This window comes from Pseudomonas sp. JAI120 (assembly GCF_014207255.1).
GTDB lineage: Bacteria > Pseudomonadota > Gammaproteobacteria > Pseudomonadales > Pseudomonadaceae > Aquipseudomonas.
Genome location: NZ_JACHCZ010000002.1, coordinates 471,730 through 489,314, shown reverse-complemented (window position 1 = coordinate 489,314; position 17,585 = coordinate 471,730). Strand labels below are relative to the sequence as shown.

15 protein-coding genes are annotated in these 17,585 nt (G+C 59.2%); all 15 read left to right on the top strand.

Annotated features, from left to right (window positions below):
* The first annotated feature begins 161 nt into the window (after nt 1-161).
* Nucleotides 162-905: a UMP kinase gene (gene pyrH / locus HDC32_RS14075; RefSeq protein ID WP_003172271.1), complete on the top strand. Its 744-nt coding sequence runs from the start codon at nt 162-164 to the stop codon at nt 903-905.
* Nucleotides 902-1,459, top strand: a complete 558-nt coding sequence (gene frr / locus HDC32_RS14070; RefSeq protein ID WP_016974404.1) for a ribosome recycling factor — start codon at nt 902-904, stop codon at nt 1,457-1,459. Before pyrH ends, frr begins: the two co-directional genes overlap by 4 nt.
* A gap of 17 nt (nt 1,460-1,476) precedes the next feature.
* Entirely contained in the window at nt 1,477-2,232 is a 756-nt protein-coding gene (gene uppS / locus HDC32_RS14065) for a polyprenyl diphosphate synthase (protein WP_167654844.1), read from the top strand.
* Nucleotides 2,233-3,042, top strand: a complete 810-nt coding sequence (locus HDC32_RS14060; protein ID WP_184744466.1) for a phosphatidate cytidylyltransferase — start codon at nt 2,233-2,235, stop codon at nt 3,040-3,042.
* Nucleotides 3,039-4,229 carry a 1-deoxy-D-xylulose-5-phosphate reductoisomerase gene (gene ispC, locus HDC32_RS14055; protein ID WP_167654845.1) on the top strand — a complete coding sequence of 397 codons (1,191 nt, stop codon included), beginning with the start codon at nt 3,039-3,041 and terminating at the stop codon, nt 4,227-4,229. The genes HDC32_RS14060 and ispC overlap by 4 nt, the downstream gene beginning before the upstream one ends.
* 53 nt (nt 4,230-4,282) lie before the next feature.
* Complete coding sequence (gene rseP / locus HDC32_RS14050; protein ID WP_131697253.1) at nt 4,283-5,635, top strand: sigma E protease regulator RseP; 1,353 nt, start codon at nt 4,283-4,285, stop codon at nt 5,633-5,635.
* Between the two features lie 74 nt (nt 5,636-5,709).
* Nucleotides 5,710-8,097, top strand: coding sequence for an outer membrane protein assembly factor BamA (gene bamA, locus HDC32_RS14045; protein WP_131697252.1), 2,388 nt, complete (start codon nt 5,710-5,712; stop codon nt 8,095-8,097).
* Between the two features lie 45 nt (nt 8,098-8,142).
* Nucleotides 8,143-8,646, top strand: coding sequence for an OmpH family outer membrane protein (locus tag HDC32_RS14040; RefSeq protein WP_003172279.1), 504 nt, complete (start codon nt 8,143-8,145; stop codon nt 8,644-8,646).
* A gap of 3 nt (nt 8,647-8,649) precedes the next feature.
* Complete coding sequence (gene lpxD, locus HDC32_RS14035; protein WP_131697251.1) at nt 8,650-9,705, top strand: UDP-3-O-(3-hydroxymyristoyl)glucosamine N-acyltransferase; 1,056 nt, start codon at nt 8,650-8,652, stop codon at nt 9,703-9,705.
* 110 nt (nt 9,706-9,815) lie between these two features.
* Entirely contained in the window at nt 9,816-10,256 is a 441-nt protein-coding gene (fabZ, locus tag HDC32_RS14030) for a 3-hydroxyacyl-ACP dehydratase FabZ (RefSeq protein ID WP_003172281.1), read from the top strand.
* Nucleotides 10,253-11,029, top strand: coding sequence for an acyl-ACP--UDP-N-acetylglucosamine O-acyltransferase (gene lpxA / locus HDC32_RS14025; protein WP_025855134.1), 777 nt, complete (start codon nt 10,253-10,255; stop codon nt 11,027-11,029). Before fabZ ends, lpxA begins: the two co-directional genes overlap by 4 nt.
* A complete protein-coding gene (gene lpxB / locus HDC32_RS14020) occupies nt 11,029-12,171 on the top strand; it encodes a lipid-A-disaccharide synthase (protein ID WP_184744930.1) in 1,143 nt (380 codons plus the stop codon). The genes lpxA and lpxB overlap by 1 nt, the downstream gene beginning before the upstream one ends.
* Complete coding sequence (rnhB, locus tag HDC32_RS14015; RefSeq protein WP_027604470.1) at nt 12,168-12,800, top strand: ribonuclease HII; 633 nt, start codon at nt 12,168-12,170, stop codon at nt 12,798-12,800. Before lpxB ends, rnhB begins: the two co-directional genes overlap by 4 nt.
* A 77-nt stretch (nt 12,801-12,877) precedes the next feature.
* Nucleotides 12,878-16,399 carry a DNA polymerase III subunit alpha gene (gene dnaE, locus HDC32_RS14010; protein ID WP_131697250.1) on the top strand — a complete coding sequence of 1,174 codons (3,522 nt, stop codon included), beginning with the start codon at nt 12,878-12,880 and terminating at the stop codon, nt 16,397-16,399.
* A 128-nt stretch (nt 16,400-16,527) separates the two neighbouring features.
* Nucleotides 16,528-17,475, top strand: coding sequence for an acetyl-CoA carboxylase carboxyltransferase subunit alpha (locus tag HDC32_RS14005; protein ID WP_003172288.1), 948 nt, complete (start codon nt 16,528-16,530; stop codon nt 17,473-17,475).
* The last annotated feature ends 110 nt before the right edge of the window (nt 17,476-17,585 follow it).

Here is a 17,585-nt window from a genome sequence, read left to right as displayed (position 1 = left end):
CTCTTTTCAAATGGGCAGGCCGATTTTATTTGGCTTACCCTCGGAACTGGCTTACAAAGCCGTGTTCCGATGGCGCTGTGAGAGCGTCCAGCTAGAGTGAACGCAAGCCGTAAATGGCTCGCCAAGAATTTTTTAAAAATACGCCGCAGGAGAGATTCGCAATGGCTCAGCAGGGCAGTGGTTATCAGGCTCGCTATAAACGCATTCTACTCAAGCTTAGCGGCGAGGCCCTGATGGGCTCGGAAGAGTTCGGGATCGATCCCAAGGTCCTCGACCGCATGGCGCTGGAAGTCGGCCAGTTGGTCGGCATCGGCGTACAAGTCGGCCTGGTGATCGGCGGGGGCAATCTGTTCCGCGGTGCGGCACTGAGTGCGGCCGGTATGGATCGGGTCACTGGCGACCACATGGGCATGCTGGCCACTGTGATGAACGCCCTGGCCATGCGTGACGCCCTGGAGCGTGCCAATATTTCGGCTATCGTGATGTCGGCTATTTCCATGGTGGGCGTGACCGATCACTATGATCGTCGCAAAGCCATGCGCCACCTGAACGCCAAAGAGGTGGTGATCTTTGCTGCCGGTACCGGCAACCCGTTCTTCACCACGGACTCGGCTGCCTGCCTGCGCGCCATCGAGATCGATGCTGACGTAGTGCTCAAGGCGACCAAGGTAGATGGCGTGTACACCGCAGACCCGTTCAAAGACCCGCATGCCGAGAAGTTCGATCATCTGACCTACGATGAAGTGCTGGATCGCAAGCTGGGCGTGATGGACCTGACGGCTATTTGCCTGTGTCGCGACCATAAGATGCCACTGCGCGTATTTAACATGAACAAGCCCGGTGCCCTGCTGAATATCGTACACGGCGGCGCGGAAGGGACTCTGATCGAGGAAGGCCAACAATGATCAATGAAATCAAGAAAGACGCCCAAGCGCGTATGCAGAAATCCCTGGAGTCTCTGAGCCACGCATTCGGCCAGATTCGTACCGGCAAGGCGCACCCGAGCATTCTGGGCAGCGTGATGGTGCCTTATTACGGCGCTGATACCCCGCTGAGCGGCGTGGCCAACGTTACCGTAAAAGATTCGCGCACCCTGCAAGTCGTGGCCTTCGAGCGCAACATGCTCGCCGCAGTCGACAAAGCCATCCAGAGCGCCGGCCTGAACCTCAACCCGACCAACCTGGGCGAGTTGCTGCTGATCTCCATGCCGGCCCTGACTGAAGAAACCCGCAAGGGCTTCACCAAGCAGGCCCGCAGCGCCGCTGAAGATGCGCGTGTTGCCGTGCGCAACATCCGTCGCGATGCCTTGGGTGACTTGAAGAAACTGGTCAAGGACAAGGAAATCAGCGAAGACGAAGAGCGTCGTGCCGTCGCCGATATCGATAAGCTGACCAAGGATGCCGAGGCCCAGATCACCAAGGCCACGGAAGAAAAAGAAAAGGACCTGATGGCCGTATAAGGGGTCAGGACGCCTTCATGGAAAAGACCAAGCAGACTGTGCCCTCTGTGGTGCCGCGCCATGTCGCGATCATCATGGATGGGAATAATCGCTGGGCGAAGAAACGCTTTATGCCGGGTGTTGCCGGGCATAAAGCGGGTGTCGATGCGGTACGGGCTGTGATCGAGGTATGCGCCGAGGCCAAGGTCGAGGTATTGACCTTGTTCGCGTTCTCCAGTGAAAACTGGCAGCGGCCCGCCGAAGAAGTCAGTGCCTTGATGGATCTGTTCTTCAAGGCACTGCGTCGCGAGGCCAAGCGCCTGAATGACAACAACATCAGCCTGCGCATCATCGGCGACCGCTCGCGCTTCCATCCGGAACTGCAGGCGGCCATGCGTGAAGCCGAGGCGATCACTGCTGGCACTGACCGCTTTGTGCTGCAAATCGCGGCCAACTACGGTGGTCAGTGGGATATTGCCCAGGCTGCGCAGCGACTGGCCCGTGAAGTGCAGGCCGGTCATCTGCGGCCGGACGACATCTCGCCTGAACTGTTACAAACCTGCCTGGTGACCGGTGACCTGCCGTTGCCTGACTTGTGTATCCGTACCGGTGGTGAGCATCGCATCAGCAATTTTCTCTTATGGCAGTTGGCCTATACCGAGCTGTACTTCTCCGACCTGTTCTGGCCGGACTTCAAACACGATGCCATGCGCACTGCGCTGGCCGATTTCGCTTCCCGTCAGCGTCGCTTCGGTAAAACGAGTGAGCAGATCGAAGCTGGAGCCCGGGTTTAAATGCTTAAACAACGAATCATCACAGCACTGATACTGTTGCCGATTGCCTTGTGCGGGTTCTTCCTGCTGGATGGCTCCGGCTTTGCACTGTTTATCGGCCTGGTGGTAACCCTGGGTGCCTGGGAATGGGCACGATTGGCAGGCTTCAACGCGCAGTTGCCGCGTGTGGTGTACGCCCTTGTGGTGGCGGTGCTGCTGTTTCTGATGCATACCCTGTCGAGCATCATCGTGCCTTGGGTGTTGGGGGCCGCGGTGTTGTGGTGGGCGCTTGCGACCTACCTGGTGCTGACTTTTCCGCGCAGCAGTGGCCAGTGGTCCAGTGTCGCCAGCAAGTTGGTGATTGGCTTGTTGATTCTGTTGCCCGCCTGGCAAGGGTTGGTGGAGATCAAGAATTCGCCGATGGGTAACTGGCTGATCATGGCAGTGATGTTGCTGGTCTGGGGTGCAGACATCGGCGCCTACTTCTCTGGTCGTGCATTCGGCAAGCGCAAGCTGGCGCCGGCGGTCAGTCCGGGCAAGAGCTGGGAAGGTGTGTATGGCGGCCTGGCGTTGACGCTGTTGATCACACTTGTGGTGGGTGTGTTACGCGACTGGTCGGTGATGGACATCTTCCTGGCACTGCTCGGTACGGCCATCGTCGTATTCATTTCGGTGGTGGGTGACCTCACTGAAAGCATGTTCAAGCGCCAGGCCGGGATCAAGGACAGCAGCAACCTGCTGCCGGGACATGGCGGGGTGCTGGATCGTATCGATAGCCTTACCGCTGCCATCCCGATCTTTGCCGTGCTGTTGTGGATGACCGCTTCGTGAGTCGCCTGCAACAAGTGACCGTACTGGGTGCAACCGGTTCGGTAGGGTTGAGCGCCCTGGATGTGATCGCTCGTCATCCTGACCGCTATCAAGTGTTTGCCTTGACCGGGTTCACCCGCCTCAGCGAACTGCTGGCACTGTGCGTGCGCCACGTGCCGCGCTTTGCTGTCGTGCCTGGGCGTTCGGCGGCGCGGAGCTTGCAGGATGATCTGCGGGCTGCCGGGCTGGCCACTCAGGTGTTGGTGGGGGAGGAGGGGTTGTGCCAAGTCTCGGCCGATGCCGAGGTGGATACGGTGGTAGCCGCTATCGTCGGTGCCGCCGGCTTGCGTCCGACCTTGGCCGCCGTGGACGCGGGCAAGAAAATTCTGCTGGCCAACAAAGAAGCGCTGGTGATGTCCGGCGCGCTCTTCATGCAGGCTGTGCGCAAGAGCGGTGCCGTACTGCTGCCCCTCGACAGTGAGCACAATGCTATCTTCCAATGCATGCCTGGTGACTTTGCTCGCGGTCTCAGTCAGGTGGGGGTGCGTCGGATTTTGCTGACCGCTTCGGGTGGTCCTTTTCGGCAAACTCCCTTGGCGGAGTTGGAGCATGTGTCTCCGGACCAGGCGTGCGCTCATCCTAACTGGTCTATGGGGCGCAAAATCTCCGTAGACTCGGCAAGCATGATGAATAAAGGCCTGGAGTTGATCGAGGCCTGCTGGTTGTTCGATGCGCAACCGGATCAGGTCGAGGTGGTGATTCACCCGCAAAGTGTGATTCATTCACTGGTCGACTATGTGGATGGCTCGGTATTGGCCCAATTGGGCAATCCCGATATGCGTACTCCGATCGCCAATGCCCTGGCTTGGCCGGAGCGAATTGATTCCGGTGTGGCGCCACTGGATCTGTTTGCCATTGCCCGCTTGGACTTCGAGGCACCGGACGAACAACGTTTTCCTTGTCTGCGCCTGGCGCGTGAGGCGGCGGAGGCGGGTAACAGCGCGCCGGCGATGCTCAATGCGGCGAATGAGGTGGCGGTGGCGGCGTTTCTCGAACGGCGCATCCGCTTTCCGCAGATCGCGAGTATCATCGAGGACGTCCTGGGTCTTGAGCCTGTGGTGGCGGTGAATGACCTCGGCGCGGTATTCGAGGCGGACACCAAGGCACGCGTCTTGGCCGAACAATGGTTGAACCGCAACGCGCGTTAGGTTGTGGGCGCGATTGAGCCTTGGGGCACTGGATTGGAATGCGGAGAAATTAGATGAGTGCGCTTTACATGATTGTCGGCACCCTGGTTGCTCTGGGCGTGCTGGTCACCTTCCACGAATTCGGCCACTTTTGGGTGGCGCGTCGTTGCGGCGTCAAGGTACTGCGCTTTTCCGTCGGCTTCGGCATGCCGTTGGTTCGCTGGCACGACCGACGCGGCACCGAGTTCGTGATCGCGGCCATTCCGTTGGGTGGCTACGTCAAGATGCTCGATGAGCGTGAAGGCGAAGTGCCGGCCGATCAGCTGGACCAATCCTTCAATCGCAAGACCGTTCGTCAGCGTATCGCCATTGTTGCCGCCGGTCCGATTGCCAACTTTCTGTTGGCGATGCTGTTCTTCTGGGTCTTGGCCATGCTCGGCAGCGAGCAGGTGCGTCCTGTCATCGGCGCGGTCGAGGCTGACAGTATCGCGGCCAAGGCAGGTCTGGTCGCGGGGCAGGAAATTGTTTCCATTGATGGTGAGCCGACGACGGGTTGGGGCGCGGTCAATTTGCAATTGGTACGTCGTTTGGGTGAAAGCGGCACGGTCAACGTCGTGGTACGTGAGCAGGATTCCAGTGCCGAGACCCCTCGCGCGTTGGCTCTGGACCATTGGCTCAAGGGCGCTGATGAGCCTGATCCGATCAAGTCCCTGGGCATCCGTCCATGGCGTCCTGCGCTGCCGCCGGTACTGGCTGAGCTGGACCCGAAAGGTCCGGCCCAGGCCGCTGGCCTGAAAACCGGCGATCGCTTGCTGGCCCTCGATGGCCAGGTGTTGGGTGAGTGGCAGCAGGTGGTCGATCTGGTCCGGGTACGCCCTGATACCAAAATTGTGCTGAAAGTTGAACGCGACGGTGCTCAAATCGACGTCCCCGTGACCCTGGCGGTACGTGGGGAAGCCAAGGCGGCCGCGGGGTACCTGGGCGCTGGCGTCAAGAGTCCGGAGTGGCCGCCATCGATGGTGCGTGAGGTGAGTTTCGGGCCGTTGGCGGCAATTGGGGAGGGTGCAAGACGCACTTGGACCATGAGTGTGCTGACCCTCGAATCCCTCAAGAAAATGTTGTTCGGCGAGCTCTCGGTAAAAAACTTGAGTGGACCGATAACCATTGCTAAAGTGGCGGGCGCTTCTGCCCAGTCGGGTGTCGCGGATTTCCTGAATTTCCTGGCTTATCTGAGTATTAGCCTGGGTGTTCTGAATTTGCTGCCCATTCCAGTATTGGATGGGGGGCATCTGTTGTTTTATCTGGTCGAGTGGGTGCGTGGTCGCCCCTTGTCGGATCGGGTGCAGGGTTGGGGGATACAGATCGGTATCAGCTTGGTGGTTGGGGTGATGTTATTAGCCCTGGTCAACGATCTGGGTCGACTGTAACGCTTCGCTGAATTGCGAATCTGCCGCATTTTGCGGCAGTTTGTTTATTGCCAGTTGGAATAAGAAAGGACTTCATGAAACGTCTGCTGCTAACTGCGGTTCTCACCGTATTGATGATCGCCGAAGTTCACGCCGAGTCCTTCACCATCTCCGATATTCGCGTCAACGGCCTCCAGCGGGTTTCCGCGGGTAGCGTCTTTGGTGCCTTGCCGTTGAACGTCGGGGAACAGGCTGATGACCGTCGCCTGGTGGAATCCACTCGTGCGCTGTTCAAAACCGGGTTCTTTCAAGACATCCAACTGGGTCGCGAAGGTAACGTCCTGGTCATCACCGTCGTCGAGCGACCTTCCGTCGCCAGTATCGAGATCGAAGGCAACAAGGCGATCTCCACTGAAGACCTGATGAAAGGCCTGAAGCAATCTGGCCTGGCCGAGGGCGAGATCTTCCAGCGCGCCACCCTTGAAGGTGTTCGTAACGAACTGCAACGCCAGTACGTTGCCCAGGGCCGCTACTCCGCGACCGTGGAAACGGAAGTGGTGCCGCAGCCTCGTAACCGTGTCGGCCTCAAGGTCAACATCAACGAAGGTACCGTGGCGGCCATTCAGCACATCAACGTGGTGGGTAACACCAAGTTCGCTGATGAAGACCTGATCGACCTGTTCGAGCTGAAGACCACCAACTGGTTGTCGTTCTTCAAGAACGATGACAAGTACGCCCGCGAAAAACTCTCCGGTGACCTGGAACGCCTGCGTTCCTACTACCTGGACCGTGGCTATATCAACATGGATATCGCTTCGACCCAGGTGTCCATCACCCCGGACAAGAAACACGTCTACATCACTGTCAACGTCAACGAAGGCGAGAAGTACAAGGTTCGTGACGTGAAGCTCAGCGGCGACTTGAAAGTGCCTGAAGACCAGGTCAGGGCCCTGTTGCTGGTGCAGAAAGACCAGGTGTTCTCGCGCAAGCTGATGACCACCACGTCCGAACTGATCACCCGTCGCCTGGGTAACGAAGGCTATACCTTCGCCAACGTCAACGGCGTGCCTACCCCGCACGATGAAGACCACACCGTGGATATCACCTTTGTCGTCGACCCAGGTAAGCGTGCCTACGTGAACCGCATCAACTTCCGTGGCAACACCAAGTCTGCGGACGAAGTGCTGCGCCGCGAAATGCGCCAGATGGAAGGTGGCTGGGCGTCGACTTACCTGATCGACCAGTCCAAGACCCGTCTTGAACGCCTGGGCTTCTTCAAGGAAGTGAACGTCGAAACGCCAGCCGTACCGGGTGTGGATGACCAGGTTGACGTGAACTACGCCGTGGAAGAGCAAGCGTCGGGTTCGATCACCGCCAGTGTCGGTTTCGCGCAGAGCGCCGGTCTGATCCTCGGTGGTTCCATCACCCAGAACAACTTCCTCGGTACCGGTAACCGAGTATCCATCGGCCTGACCCGAAGCGAATACCAGAGCCGATATAACTTCGGTTATACCGACCCCTACTGGACTGCTGACGGCGTGAGCCTGGGCTACAACGCCTTCTACCGCACCACTGACTACAAAGACCTTGATGTTGACGTAGCGAGCTATGCGATCGACAGTCTCGGTGCCGGTGTCAACGTGGGTTACCCGATCAGTGAGACTTCGCGCCTGACGTTCGGCCTGACCGCGCAACAGGATGAGATCAAGACCGGTGTGTACACCGTGGACGAGATCTTCGACTTCACTCGCAAGGAAGGCGACAAGTTCCTGAACTTCAAGGCGTCCGCCGGCTGGTCCGAGTCGACCCTGAACAAAGGCGTGCTTGCCACCCGTGGCCACTCCCAGAGCCTGACTCTGGAAGCAACGACGCCGGGCAGCGACCTGTCGTTCTTCAAGCTCGATTACCGTGGCCAGTTGTTCCAGCCGCTGAGCGATAACTACACCATGCGCCTGCACACTGAGTTGGGTTATGGCGACGGTTATGGTTCCACCAATGGGCTGCCGTTTTACGAGAACTACTACGCGGGTGGCTTCAACTCCGTGCGGGGCTTCAAGGACAGCACCCTGGGCCCACGTGGTACACCGAGCCGTGGTGTTGGTGTGACCGGTAACCAGGGCACCGTAGCTGACTCCGACAACGACCCGCTGCCATTCGGTGGTAACGTGTTGATCCAGGGTGGGGCGGAAATCCTGTTCCCGCTGCCGTTCGTCAAAGATCAGCGGTCCCTGCGTACTTCTGTCTTCTGGGATGTGGGTAACGTGTTCGACTCCAAGTGTGAACAGATCACCAACCCAAGCGGTGTGAAGTCCAGTACTGAGTGCAACGACGTGAGCCTAAGCAACTTGGCGAGCTCGGTGGGTGTAGGTGTGACCTGGGTGACCGCGCTTGGCCCGTTGAGCTTTGCTCTGGCCATGCCGATCAAGAAACCGGATAACGCTGAAACCCAGATTTTCCAATTCTCCCTCGGCCAGACGTTCTAAGCGTCTGACCCAAGATAACGACAACGGATTCTGTAGGAGTACATCGTGCGTAAGTTGACTCAATTGGTTCTGCTGGCCACCGTGCTGGTAACCACCCCGGCCTTCGCCGAAATGAAAATCGCCGTCCTGAACTATCAGATGGCCCTGCTGGAATCCGACGCGGCCAAGAAATACGCAGTGGATGCCGAGAAGAAATTCGGTCCGCAACTGACCAAGCTCAAGACGTTGGAAAGCAGCGCCAAGGGTATCCAGGACCGTCTGGTAGCGGGTGGCGACAAGATGCAGCAAGGCGAGCGCGAGCGTCTGGAGCTTGAGTTCAAGCAAAAGGCTCGTGACTACCAGTTCCAATCCAAGGAGCTGAACGAAGCCAAGGCTGTTGCCGACCGTGAAATGCTGAAGCAGCTCAAGCCTAAACTCGACAGCGCAGTGGAAGAAGTCATCAAGAAAGGTGCCTTTGACCTGGTGTTCGAGCGTGGCGCAGTGATCGACGTCAAGCCTCAATACGACATCACCCGTCAGGTGATCGAGCGCATGAACCAGCTGAAGTAAGCCATGACCGCGACTATCAAGCTCGGCGAGTTGGCCGAGTTCCTGGGAGCCACCTTGCGTGGTTCCCAGGAGAAGGAAATCACTGGGCTAGCCACCTTGCAGGAGGCTGGCCCAGCTCAGTTGAGCTTCCTTGCAAACCCTCAATACCGTAAATACCTCGTCGACAGCCAGGCTGCAGCCGTGTTGTTGAAGGCAGCTGATGCCGAAGGGTTTGCCGGGGATGCGCTGGTGGTACCCGACCCATACCTGGCCTATGCGCGGGTGTCACACCTGTTCGATCCGAAACCCAAGGCAGCCGGCGGTATTCATGCGTCGGCGGTGATCGCCGATGATGCCCAGGTTGATCCTGCGGCAAGCATTGGCGCCTTTGCGGTGATCGAGAGTGGCGCGCGCATTGGCGCAGGTGTGACGGTCGGTGCCCATTGTTTTATCGGTGCGCGCTGCGAGATCGGTGCCGATGGTTGGTTGGCGCCTCGCGTGACCCTGTACCACGATGTGCGTATCGGGGAGCGTGTAGTGATTCAATCGGGTGCCGTGATCGGTGGTGAAGGCTTTGGCTTTGCCAACTCGAAAGGCGTCTGGCACAAGATTGCCCAGGTCGGCGGTGTATTGATCGGCGACGACGTGGAAATCGGTGTCAACACGGCTGTCGATCGCGGAGCCCTGGCCGATACCGTGATTGGTAACGGCGTGAAGCTCGACAACCAGATCCAGATCGCTCACAACGTGCAGATTGGCGATCACACCGCCATGGCCGCCTGTGTAGGCATTTCCGGCAGCACCAGGATCGGCAAGCATTGCATGCTCGCCGGTGGCGTAGGGCTGGTGGGGCATATCGATATTTGCGACAACGTTTTCATCACCGGCATGACCATGGTGACCCACTCGATTACCGAACCGGGGGCCTACTCATCTGGTACCGCCATGCAGCCCGCAGCTGAATGGCGCAAGAGTGCAGCACGTTTGAGGCAGCTCGACGACATGGCTCGACGTCTCAAACAGCTGGAAAAGCGTGTTGGGGACGTGACCCCTGGCGGTAATGCTTCATCTGAAGGCTGATACCATTTCCATATCAAGTGTGCACAGCCGCTAGACTGCCTCCTTGATTTGCTAGCGGGGCGTGCGTTTAGTCGCCCGCCCCCAATCTTTATTACAGGCTTCCCCCCGAAATGATGGACATCAACGAGATTCGCGAATACCTGCCTCACCGTTACCCGTTCCTGCTGGTGGACCGCGTAGTGGACCTCAATGTTGAGGAAAAGCGCATTCGTGCCTACAAGAATGTCAGCATCAACGAACCGTTCTTCAACGGTCACTTCCCCGCGCATCCCATTATGCCGGGCGTATTGATCATCGAAGCAATGGCCCAGGCTGCCGGTATCCTTGGTTTCAAAATGCTCGACCTCAAGCCTGCCGACGGCACGCTTTACTATTTCGTGGGCTCCGACAAGTTGCGCTTTCGCAACCCGGTTACTCCGGGTGACCAGTTGATCCTGGAAGCCAAGTTCATCAGCTGCAAGCGCCAGATCTGGAAGTTCGAATGCCAGGCCTCGGTAGACGGCAAGCCGGTGTGCTCGGCCGAGATCATCTGTGCGGAACGCAAACTATGAGTTTGATTGACCCTCGCGCAATCATCGATCCGTCGGCCGTACTGGCCGCCGACGTTGAGGTCGGCCCCTGGTCGATCATCGGCGCAGGTGTGGAAATCGGCGAGGGGACTGTCATCGGGCCGCACGTGATCCTCAAAGGTCCGACCCGCATTGGCAAACACAACCGCATCTACCAGTTTTCCTCGGTAGGCGAAGACACCCCGGACATGAAGTACAAGGGTGAGGAGACGCGCCTGGTAATCGGTGATCACAACATCATCCGTGAAGGCGTGACCATTCACCGTGGCACCGTGCAGGATCGTGCAGAGACCACGCTGGGTGATCACAACCTGGTCATGGCCTATGCCCATATCGGCCATGACAGCGTGATCGGCAACCACTGCATCCTGGTCAACAACACGGCGTTGGCTGGCCATGTACACGTTGACGATTGGGCGATCCTGTCCGGCTTTACCTTGGTGCATCAGTATTGCCATATCGGCGCCCACAGTTTTTCCGGCATGGGCACCGCCATCGGCAAGGACGTTCCAGCGTTCGTCACGGTGTTCGGCAACCCGGCCGAAGCCCGCAGCATGAACTTCGAAGGCATGCGCCGTCGTGGGTTCAGCGAAGACGCGATTCACGCCCTGCGCCGTGCCTACAAGGTGGTCTACCGTCAGGGGCTGACGGTAGACCAGGCGTTGATCCAACTGGCCGAGCCAGCAGCGTTGTTTCCGGAAGTCGCGGTGTTCCGTGACTCGATCCAGGCTTCGACCCGCGGCATCACCCGCTGATCATGGATACTCTGCGTATCGCGCTCGTGGCCGGAGAAGCTTCCGGCGACATTTTGGGCGCAGGTCTTATGCGGGCGCTCAAGGCCCGGCACCCTGCGGTGGAATTTATCGGTGTCGGCGGCCCGCTGATGCAGGCCGAAGGCCTCACGTCATACTTCCCTATGGAGCGTCTGTCGGTCATGGGCCTGGTCGAGGTGCTGGGTCGCTTGCGTGAGCTTCTGGTTCGTCGCAAGCTGCTGATCCAGACGCTGATCGAAGAAAAGCCCGATGTCTTTATCGGAATCGATGCGCCGGACTTCACCCTCAATATCGAACTCAAGTTGCGTCAGGCCGGGATCAAGACCGTGCACTACGTCAGCCCCTCTGTGTGGGCGTGGCGGCAGAAGCGTGTGTTGAAGATCCGCGAAGGCTGCGACCTGATGTTGACCCTGTTGCCGTTCGAAGCCAGGTTCTACGAGGAGAAGGGCGTGCCGGTACGGTTTGTCGGGCATACCCTGGCTGACAGTATTCCTTTGCAGGCTGATCGTGCGGCTGCCCGTGCCGAACTTGGCCTGCCCGAAGGGCCGCTCGTCGCGCTGATGCCGGGCAGTCGAGGCGGCGAAGTGGGCCGTCTTGCCAGCGTGTTTTTCGATGCTGCCGAGCGCCTTCAAGCCTTGAAGCCCGGGGTACGTTTCGTGTTGCCCTGCGCCAGCCCGCAACGGCGTGCACAAATCGAGACACTGCTGGTCGGTCGCAATCTCCCATTGACCCTGCTCGACGGTCGGTCGCACCTGGCCTTGGCGGCCTGTGATGCCGTGCTGATCGCGTCGGGTACCGCGACCTTGGAGGCGCTGCTGTACAAGCGCCCGATGGTCGTGGCCTATCGCCTGGCACCGCTGACGTTCTGGATTCTCAAGCGCATGGTCAAAAGTCCTTACATCTCCCTGCCCAACTTGCTGGCTCAGCGCCTGTTAGTGCCGGAGTTGTTGCAGGACGATGCAACGCCCGAAGCCCTCGCGCAAACCCTACTACCCTTGATCGACGGCGGCGAAGAACAGACCCGTGGTTTTGACGACATCCACCGCACCCTGCGCCGTGATGCATCGAACCAGGCGGCGGACGCCGTATTGACCTTGATCGGCCAAAAACAGGAAGCTTTATGAGCACGCAAATAGGCCTGGATTTCAGCCTGGTTGCCCAAACCCACGAACTGGTGGCCGGTGTTGACGAAGTGGGGCGCGGTCCGCTGTGTGGTGCGGTGGTTACGGCGGCCGTGATCCTTGATCCGAACCGTCCGATCCTGGGCCTCAACGACTCGAAAAAACTCACTGAAGCGCGTCGTGAGAAACTCTACGACGAAATCTGTGAAAAGGCCCTGAGCTGGCATATCGCCCGGGCTGAAGTCGAAGAAATCGACGAATTGAACATTCTGCACGCCACAATGCTGGCCATGCAGCGTGCCGTTGAAGGTCTGCATATCACCCCAAAACTGGCGATGATCGACGGCAACCGTTGCCCGAAGCTGGCGATGCCGGCTGAAGCGGTGGTCAAGGGCGATAGCAAGGTGCCCGCCATTGCAGCGGCGTCGATCCTGGCCAAGGTCAGCCGAGACCGTGAAATGGCGGCGTTCGAATTGATCTACCCCGGCTACGGCATCGGAGGGCACAAGGGCTATCCGACGCCCGTTCATCTGGAAGCCCTGGCCCGTCTCGGTCCAACGCCGATCCACCGGCGCTCGTTTGCCCCGGTGCGCCAGGCTTATGAGCTGCGCGAGAACCTCAGCGAGGTTTAGTCGCAAGGCTGATGTTTTTGCCAAGGCCCGGTACAATCCCGGGCCTTGTTGTTTCTAAGTTTCTGGACAGGATCACTATGCCGGCTTCATTCGTTCACCTGCGCCTGCACACTGAATACTCCCTGGTCGACGGCCTGGTACGGATCAAACCGCTGGTCAAGACCCTGGTGGGCATGAACATGCCTGCGGTCGCGGTTACCGATCAAAACAACATGTGCTCCCTGGTCAAGTTCTACAAGAACGCCATGGGCGCCGGCATCAAGCCGATCTGCGGCGCCGACCTGTGGCTGTCCAACAAAGACCCGGATAACCCCCTGAGCCGCATCAGCCTCCTGGCGATGAATGGCGTGGGTTATCGCAACCTCACCGAATTGATTTCCCGTGGATTTATCGACGGTCAGCGCAACGGCTCGATCATCATCGAGCGCGAATGGGTCGCCGAGGCCAGCGAAGGCCTGATCATGCTGTCGGCCGCCAAAGAGGGCGAGATCGGTATCGCGCTGCTGGGCGGTAATCCCCATGAAGCCGAAGTGCTGGCAAGGGAGTGGATGCAGGTCTTCCCCGACCGTTTCTATCTGGAAGTCCAGCGCACCAACCGCCCCAACGATGAAGAGCATCTGCACGCCGCCGTAGCCCTGGCCGACAAGCTGGGCGCGCCCTTGGTGGCGACCAACGATGTGCGCTTTATCAAGAAGGAAGATTTCGAGGCCCACGAAACCCGCGTGTGCATCGGTGAAGGCCGGGCCCTGGATGACCCGCGTCGTTCCAAGAACTACAGCGAAGAGCAGTACCTCAAGAGCGCTGAGGAGATGGCCGAGCTGTTCAGCGACCTGCCCGAGGCCCTGGAAAACTCCGTTGAGATCGCCAAACGCTGCAATATCGAAGTGAAGCTGGGCAAACACTTTTTGCCCAACTTCCCGATTCCCGATGGCATGACCATCGATGAGTATTTCCGCAAGGTGTCGTTTGATGGTCTGGAGGAGCGTCTGTCCGTCCTGCTGCCCAAGGACACCACCGAAGATTACGAGGCCAAGCGCCAGGTCTACGTCGACCGGCTGAATTTCGAGCTGGATATCATCATCCAGATGGGGTTCCCCGGTTACTTCCTGATCGTGATGGACTTTATCCAGTGGGCCAAGAGCAACGGCGTACCGGTAGGTCCGGGCCGGGGGTCGGGTGCTGGCTCGCTGGTCGCCTATGTTCAGAAGATCACCGACCTCGATCCACTGGAATACGACCTGCTGTTCGAACGGTTCCTGAACCCGGAACGGGTCTCCATGCCCGACTTCGATGTCGACTTCTGCATGGACGGCCGGGACCGCGTGATCGAATACGTGGCCGAGAAATACGGCCGCAACGCTGTGAGCCAGATCATCACCTTCGGTTCCATGGCGGCCAAGGCGGTAATCCGTGACGTGGCGCGGGTGCAGGGCAAGTCCTACGGCCTGGCGGACCGCCTGTCGAAGATGATCCCGTTCGAAGTCGGCATGACCCTGGAAAAAGCCTACGAGCAGGAAGAGATCCTGCGCGACTTCATCAAGGTCGATGAAGAAGCCGCCGAAATCTGGGACATGGCGCGCAAGCTCGAAGGCGTGGTGCGTAACGTCGGTAAACACGCCGGTGGCGTGGTTATCGCGCCGACCAAGCTGACCGACTTCTCTCCGATCTATTGCGATGAAGAGGGCGGCGGCCTGGTTACCCAGTTCGACAAGGACGATGTGGAGGCGGCCGGCCTGGTGAAGTTCGACTTCCTCGGCCTGCGGACCCTGACGATCATCGACTGGGCGCTCAAGACCATCAACCGCGACCGCGCCAAGGTCAACGAAGAACCACTGGATATCGCGTTTATCCCGCTGGACGACAAGCCGACCTACACCTTGCTGCAAAAAGCCGAAACCACGGCGGTGTTCCAGCTTGAATCCCGCGGCATGAAAGAGCTGATCAAAAAGCTCAAGCCCGACTGCCTGGAAGACTTGATCGCACTGGTGGCGCTGTTCCGTCCGGGCCCGCTGCAATCGGGCATGGTGGATGACTTCATCAACCGTAAGCACGGCCGCGCCGAGTTGGCGTACCCGCACTCCGATTACCAGTACGAAGGCCTCAAGCCGGTATTGGCGCCGACCTACGGCATCATCCTGTACCAGGAACAGGTGATGCAGATCGCCCAGGTGATGGCCGGCTACACCCTCGGTGGCGCGGACATGCTGCGGCGTGCCATGGGTAAGAAAAAGCCCGAGGAAATGGCCAAGCAGCGCGGCGGTTTCATTGAAGGGTGCGCCACCAACAATATTGACGCCGACCTCGCCGGTAACATTTTCGACCTGGTAGAAAAATTCGCCGGTTATGGCTTCAACAAATCCCACTCCGCCGCCTACGGCCTGGTGTCGTACCAGACCGCCTGGCTGAAAGCCCACTACCCGGCGCCGTTCATGGCTGCGGTACTCTCGGCGGATATGCACAACACCGACAAGGTCGTGACCTTGATCGAGGAAGTGCGCACCATGAAGCTGCGCCTCGACGCACCGGACGTGAACGCCTCGGAGTTCAAGTTCACGGTGAACGACGAAGGTCGCATCATCTATGGCCTGGGCGCTATCAAGGGCGTGGGCGAAGGCCCGGTGGAAGCCATCACCGAAGCGCGCCAGGACGGGCCGTTCAAGGATTTGTTCGACTTCTGCGCGCGGGTTGACCTCAAGCGCATCAACAAACGCACCCTCGATGGCCTGATCCGCAGCGGCGCACTCGACCGTCTTGGGCCGTATTTTCATGATGAGCCGAAGGCTTACCAGGCGAATATCGACCGCAACCGCGCGGTGCTGCTCACCGCCATGGAAGAAGCGATCAAGGCCGCCGAACAGACCGCTCGGACCCACGACAGTGGCCATGCCGACCTGTTTGGCGGGTTGTTCGTCGAAGAAGATGCCGATGTGTACGCCAACCATCGCAAGGCCAAGGAGCTGACCCTCAAGGAACGCCTCAAGGGTGAGAAAGACACCTTGGGCCTCTACCTCACCGGCCACCCGATTGACGAATATGAAGGCGAAATCCGCCGCTTCGCCCGTCAGCGCATCATCGACCTGAAACCGGCGCGGGATACCCAGACCGTCGCCGGCATGATCATCGCCCTGCGGGTGATGAAAAATAAAAAAGGCGACAAGATGGGCTTTATCACCCTCGACGACCGCTCGGGCCGGATCGAAGCGTCGCTGTTTGCCGACGCCTTTCACTCTGCGCAGTCGCTGCTGCAGACCGACGCCATGGTGGTGGTGGAAGGGGAGGTCAGCAACGATGACTTCTCCGGCGGCCTGCGTCTGCGGATCAAGCGGGTGATGAGCATGGAAGATGCACGCACCAACCTGGCCGAAAGCCTGCGCCTGAAGGTGAAAACCGAAGCCCTCAAGGGCGATCAGCTACGCTGGTTGGGTGACCTGCTCAAGCGTCATCGCGGCGCTTGCCCGGTGACCATGGAGTACACCGGCAACGACGCCAAGGCGATGTTGCAGTTCGGTGAGACCTGGCGAATTGATCCTGCTGATGGCTTGATTCAAGCTTTGCGTGACCAGTTCGGCCGTGACAACGTCTTCCTCCAATACCGTTGACGGTCAGAGCGCCTGACCTCGGCTGAACATTTAATCTCGACCTAAACGCGCCTCTCCCTTAAGGTAGGGCGCGAATAGACAACCGGCTGGCCAGGCAACCCTTGGCCGTCGACCCAAGACGGACGCTTATGAACCCGAATTTTCTTGATTTCGAACAGCCGATCGCTGACCTGCAAGCCAAGATCGAAGAACTGCGCCTGGTCGGCAATGACAATTCGCTGAATATCGGCGATGAGATCGCTCGCCTGCAAGACAAGAGCAGCACGCTCACCGAAGACATCTTCGGCAAGCTGACCAGTTGGCAGATCGCGCGCCTGGCCCGCCACCCGCGCCGTCCGTACACCCTGGACTACATTCAGCACATCTTCACCGAGTTCGACGAGCTGCACGGCGACCGCCACTTCTCCGACGACGCGGCCATCGTGGGCGGTATCGCTCGCCTGGACGACCAGCCGGTCATGGTCATCGGTCACCAGAAAGGCCGTGAAGTGCGCGAGAAAGTGCGCCGCAACTTCGGCATGCCGCGTCCGGAAGGCTACCGTAAGGCCTGCCGTTTGATGGAAATGGCCGAGCGCTTCAAGATGCCGATCCTGACCTTTATCGATACGCCGGGTGCTTACCCAGGTATCGACGCCGAAGAACGCAACCAGAGCGAAGCCATTGCCTGGAACCTGCGCGTCATGTCTCGTCTGAAAACCCCAATCATTGCCACCGTGATCGGTGAGGGTGGTTCTGGCGGTGCACTGGCCATCGGTGTCTGTGACCAGTTGAACATGCTGCAATATTCGACCTACGCGGTGATCTCGCCGGAAGGTTGCGCCTCGATCCTGTGGAAAACCGCAGAAAAGGCGCCGGACGCTGCCGAAGCCATGGGCATCACAGCCGATCGCCTCAAGGGCCTGGGTATCGTCGACAAAGTGATCGCCGAGCCATTGGGCGGCGCCCACCGCGACCCGGCCGCCGCCGCCGCCACTATCCGTGCCGAGTTGGGTTCGCAACTGGCGATGCTCAAGAAGCTGGATAACGAAGCGCTGCTGGCCCGTCGCTACGAGCGCCTGATGAGCTACGGCCTGTAAGCCGACGCCGTAATTTAATGTGGGAGGGGGCTTGCCCCCGATTGCAGGGTCTCAGTCACCACATCTCGTGACTGACCCACCGCTATCGGGAGCAAGCCCCCTCCCACATT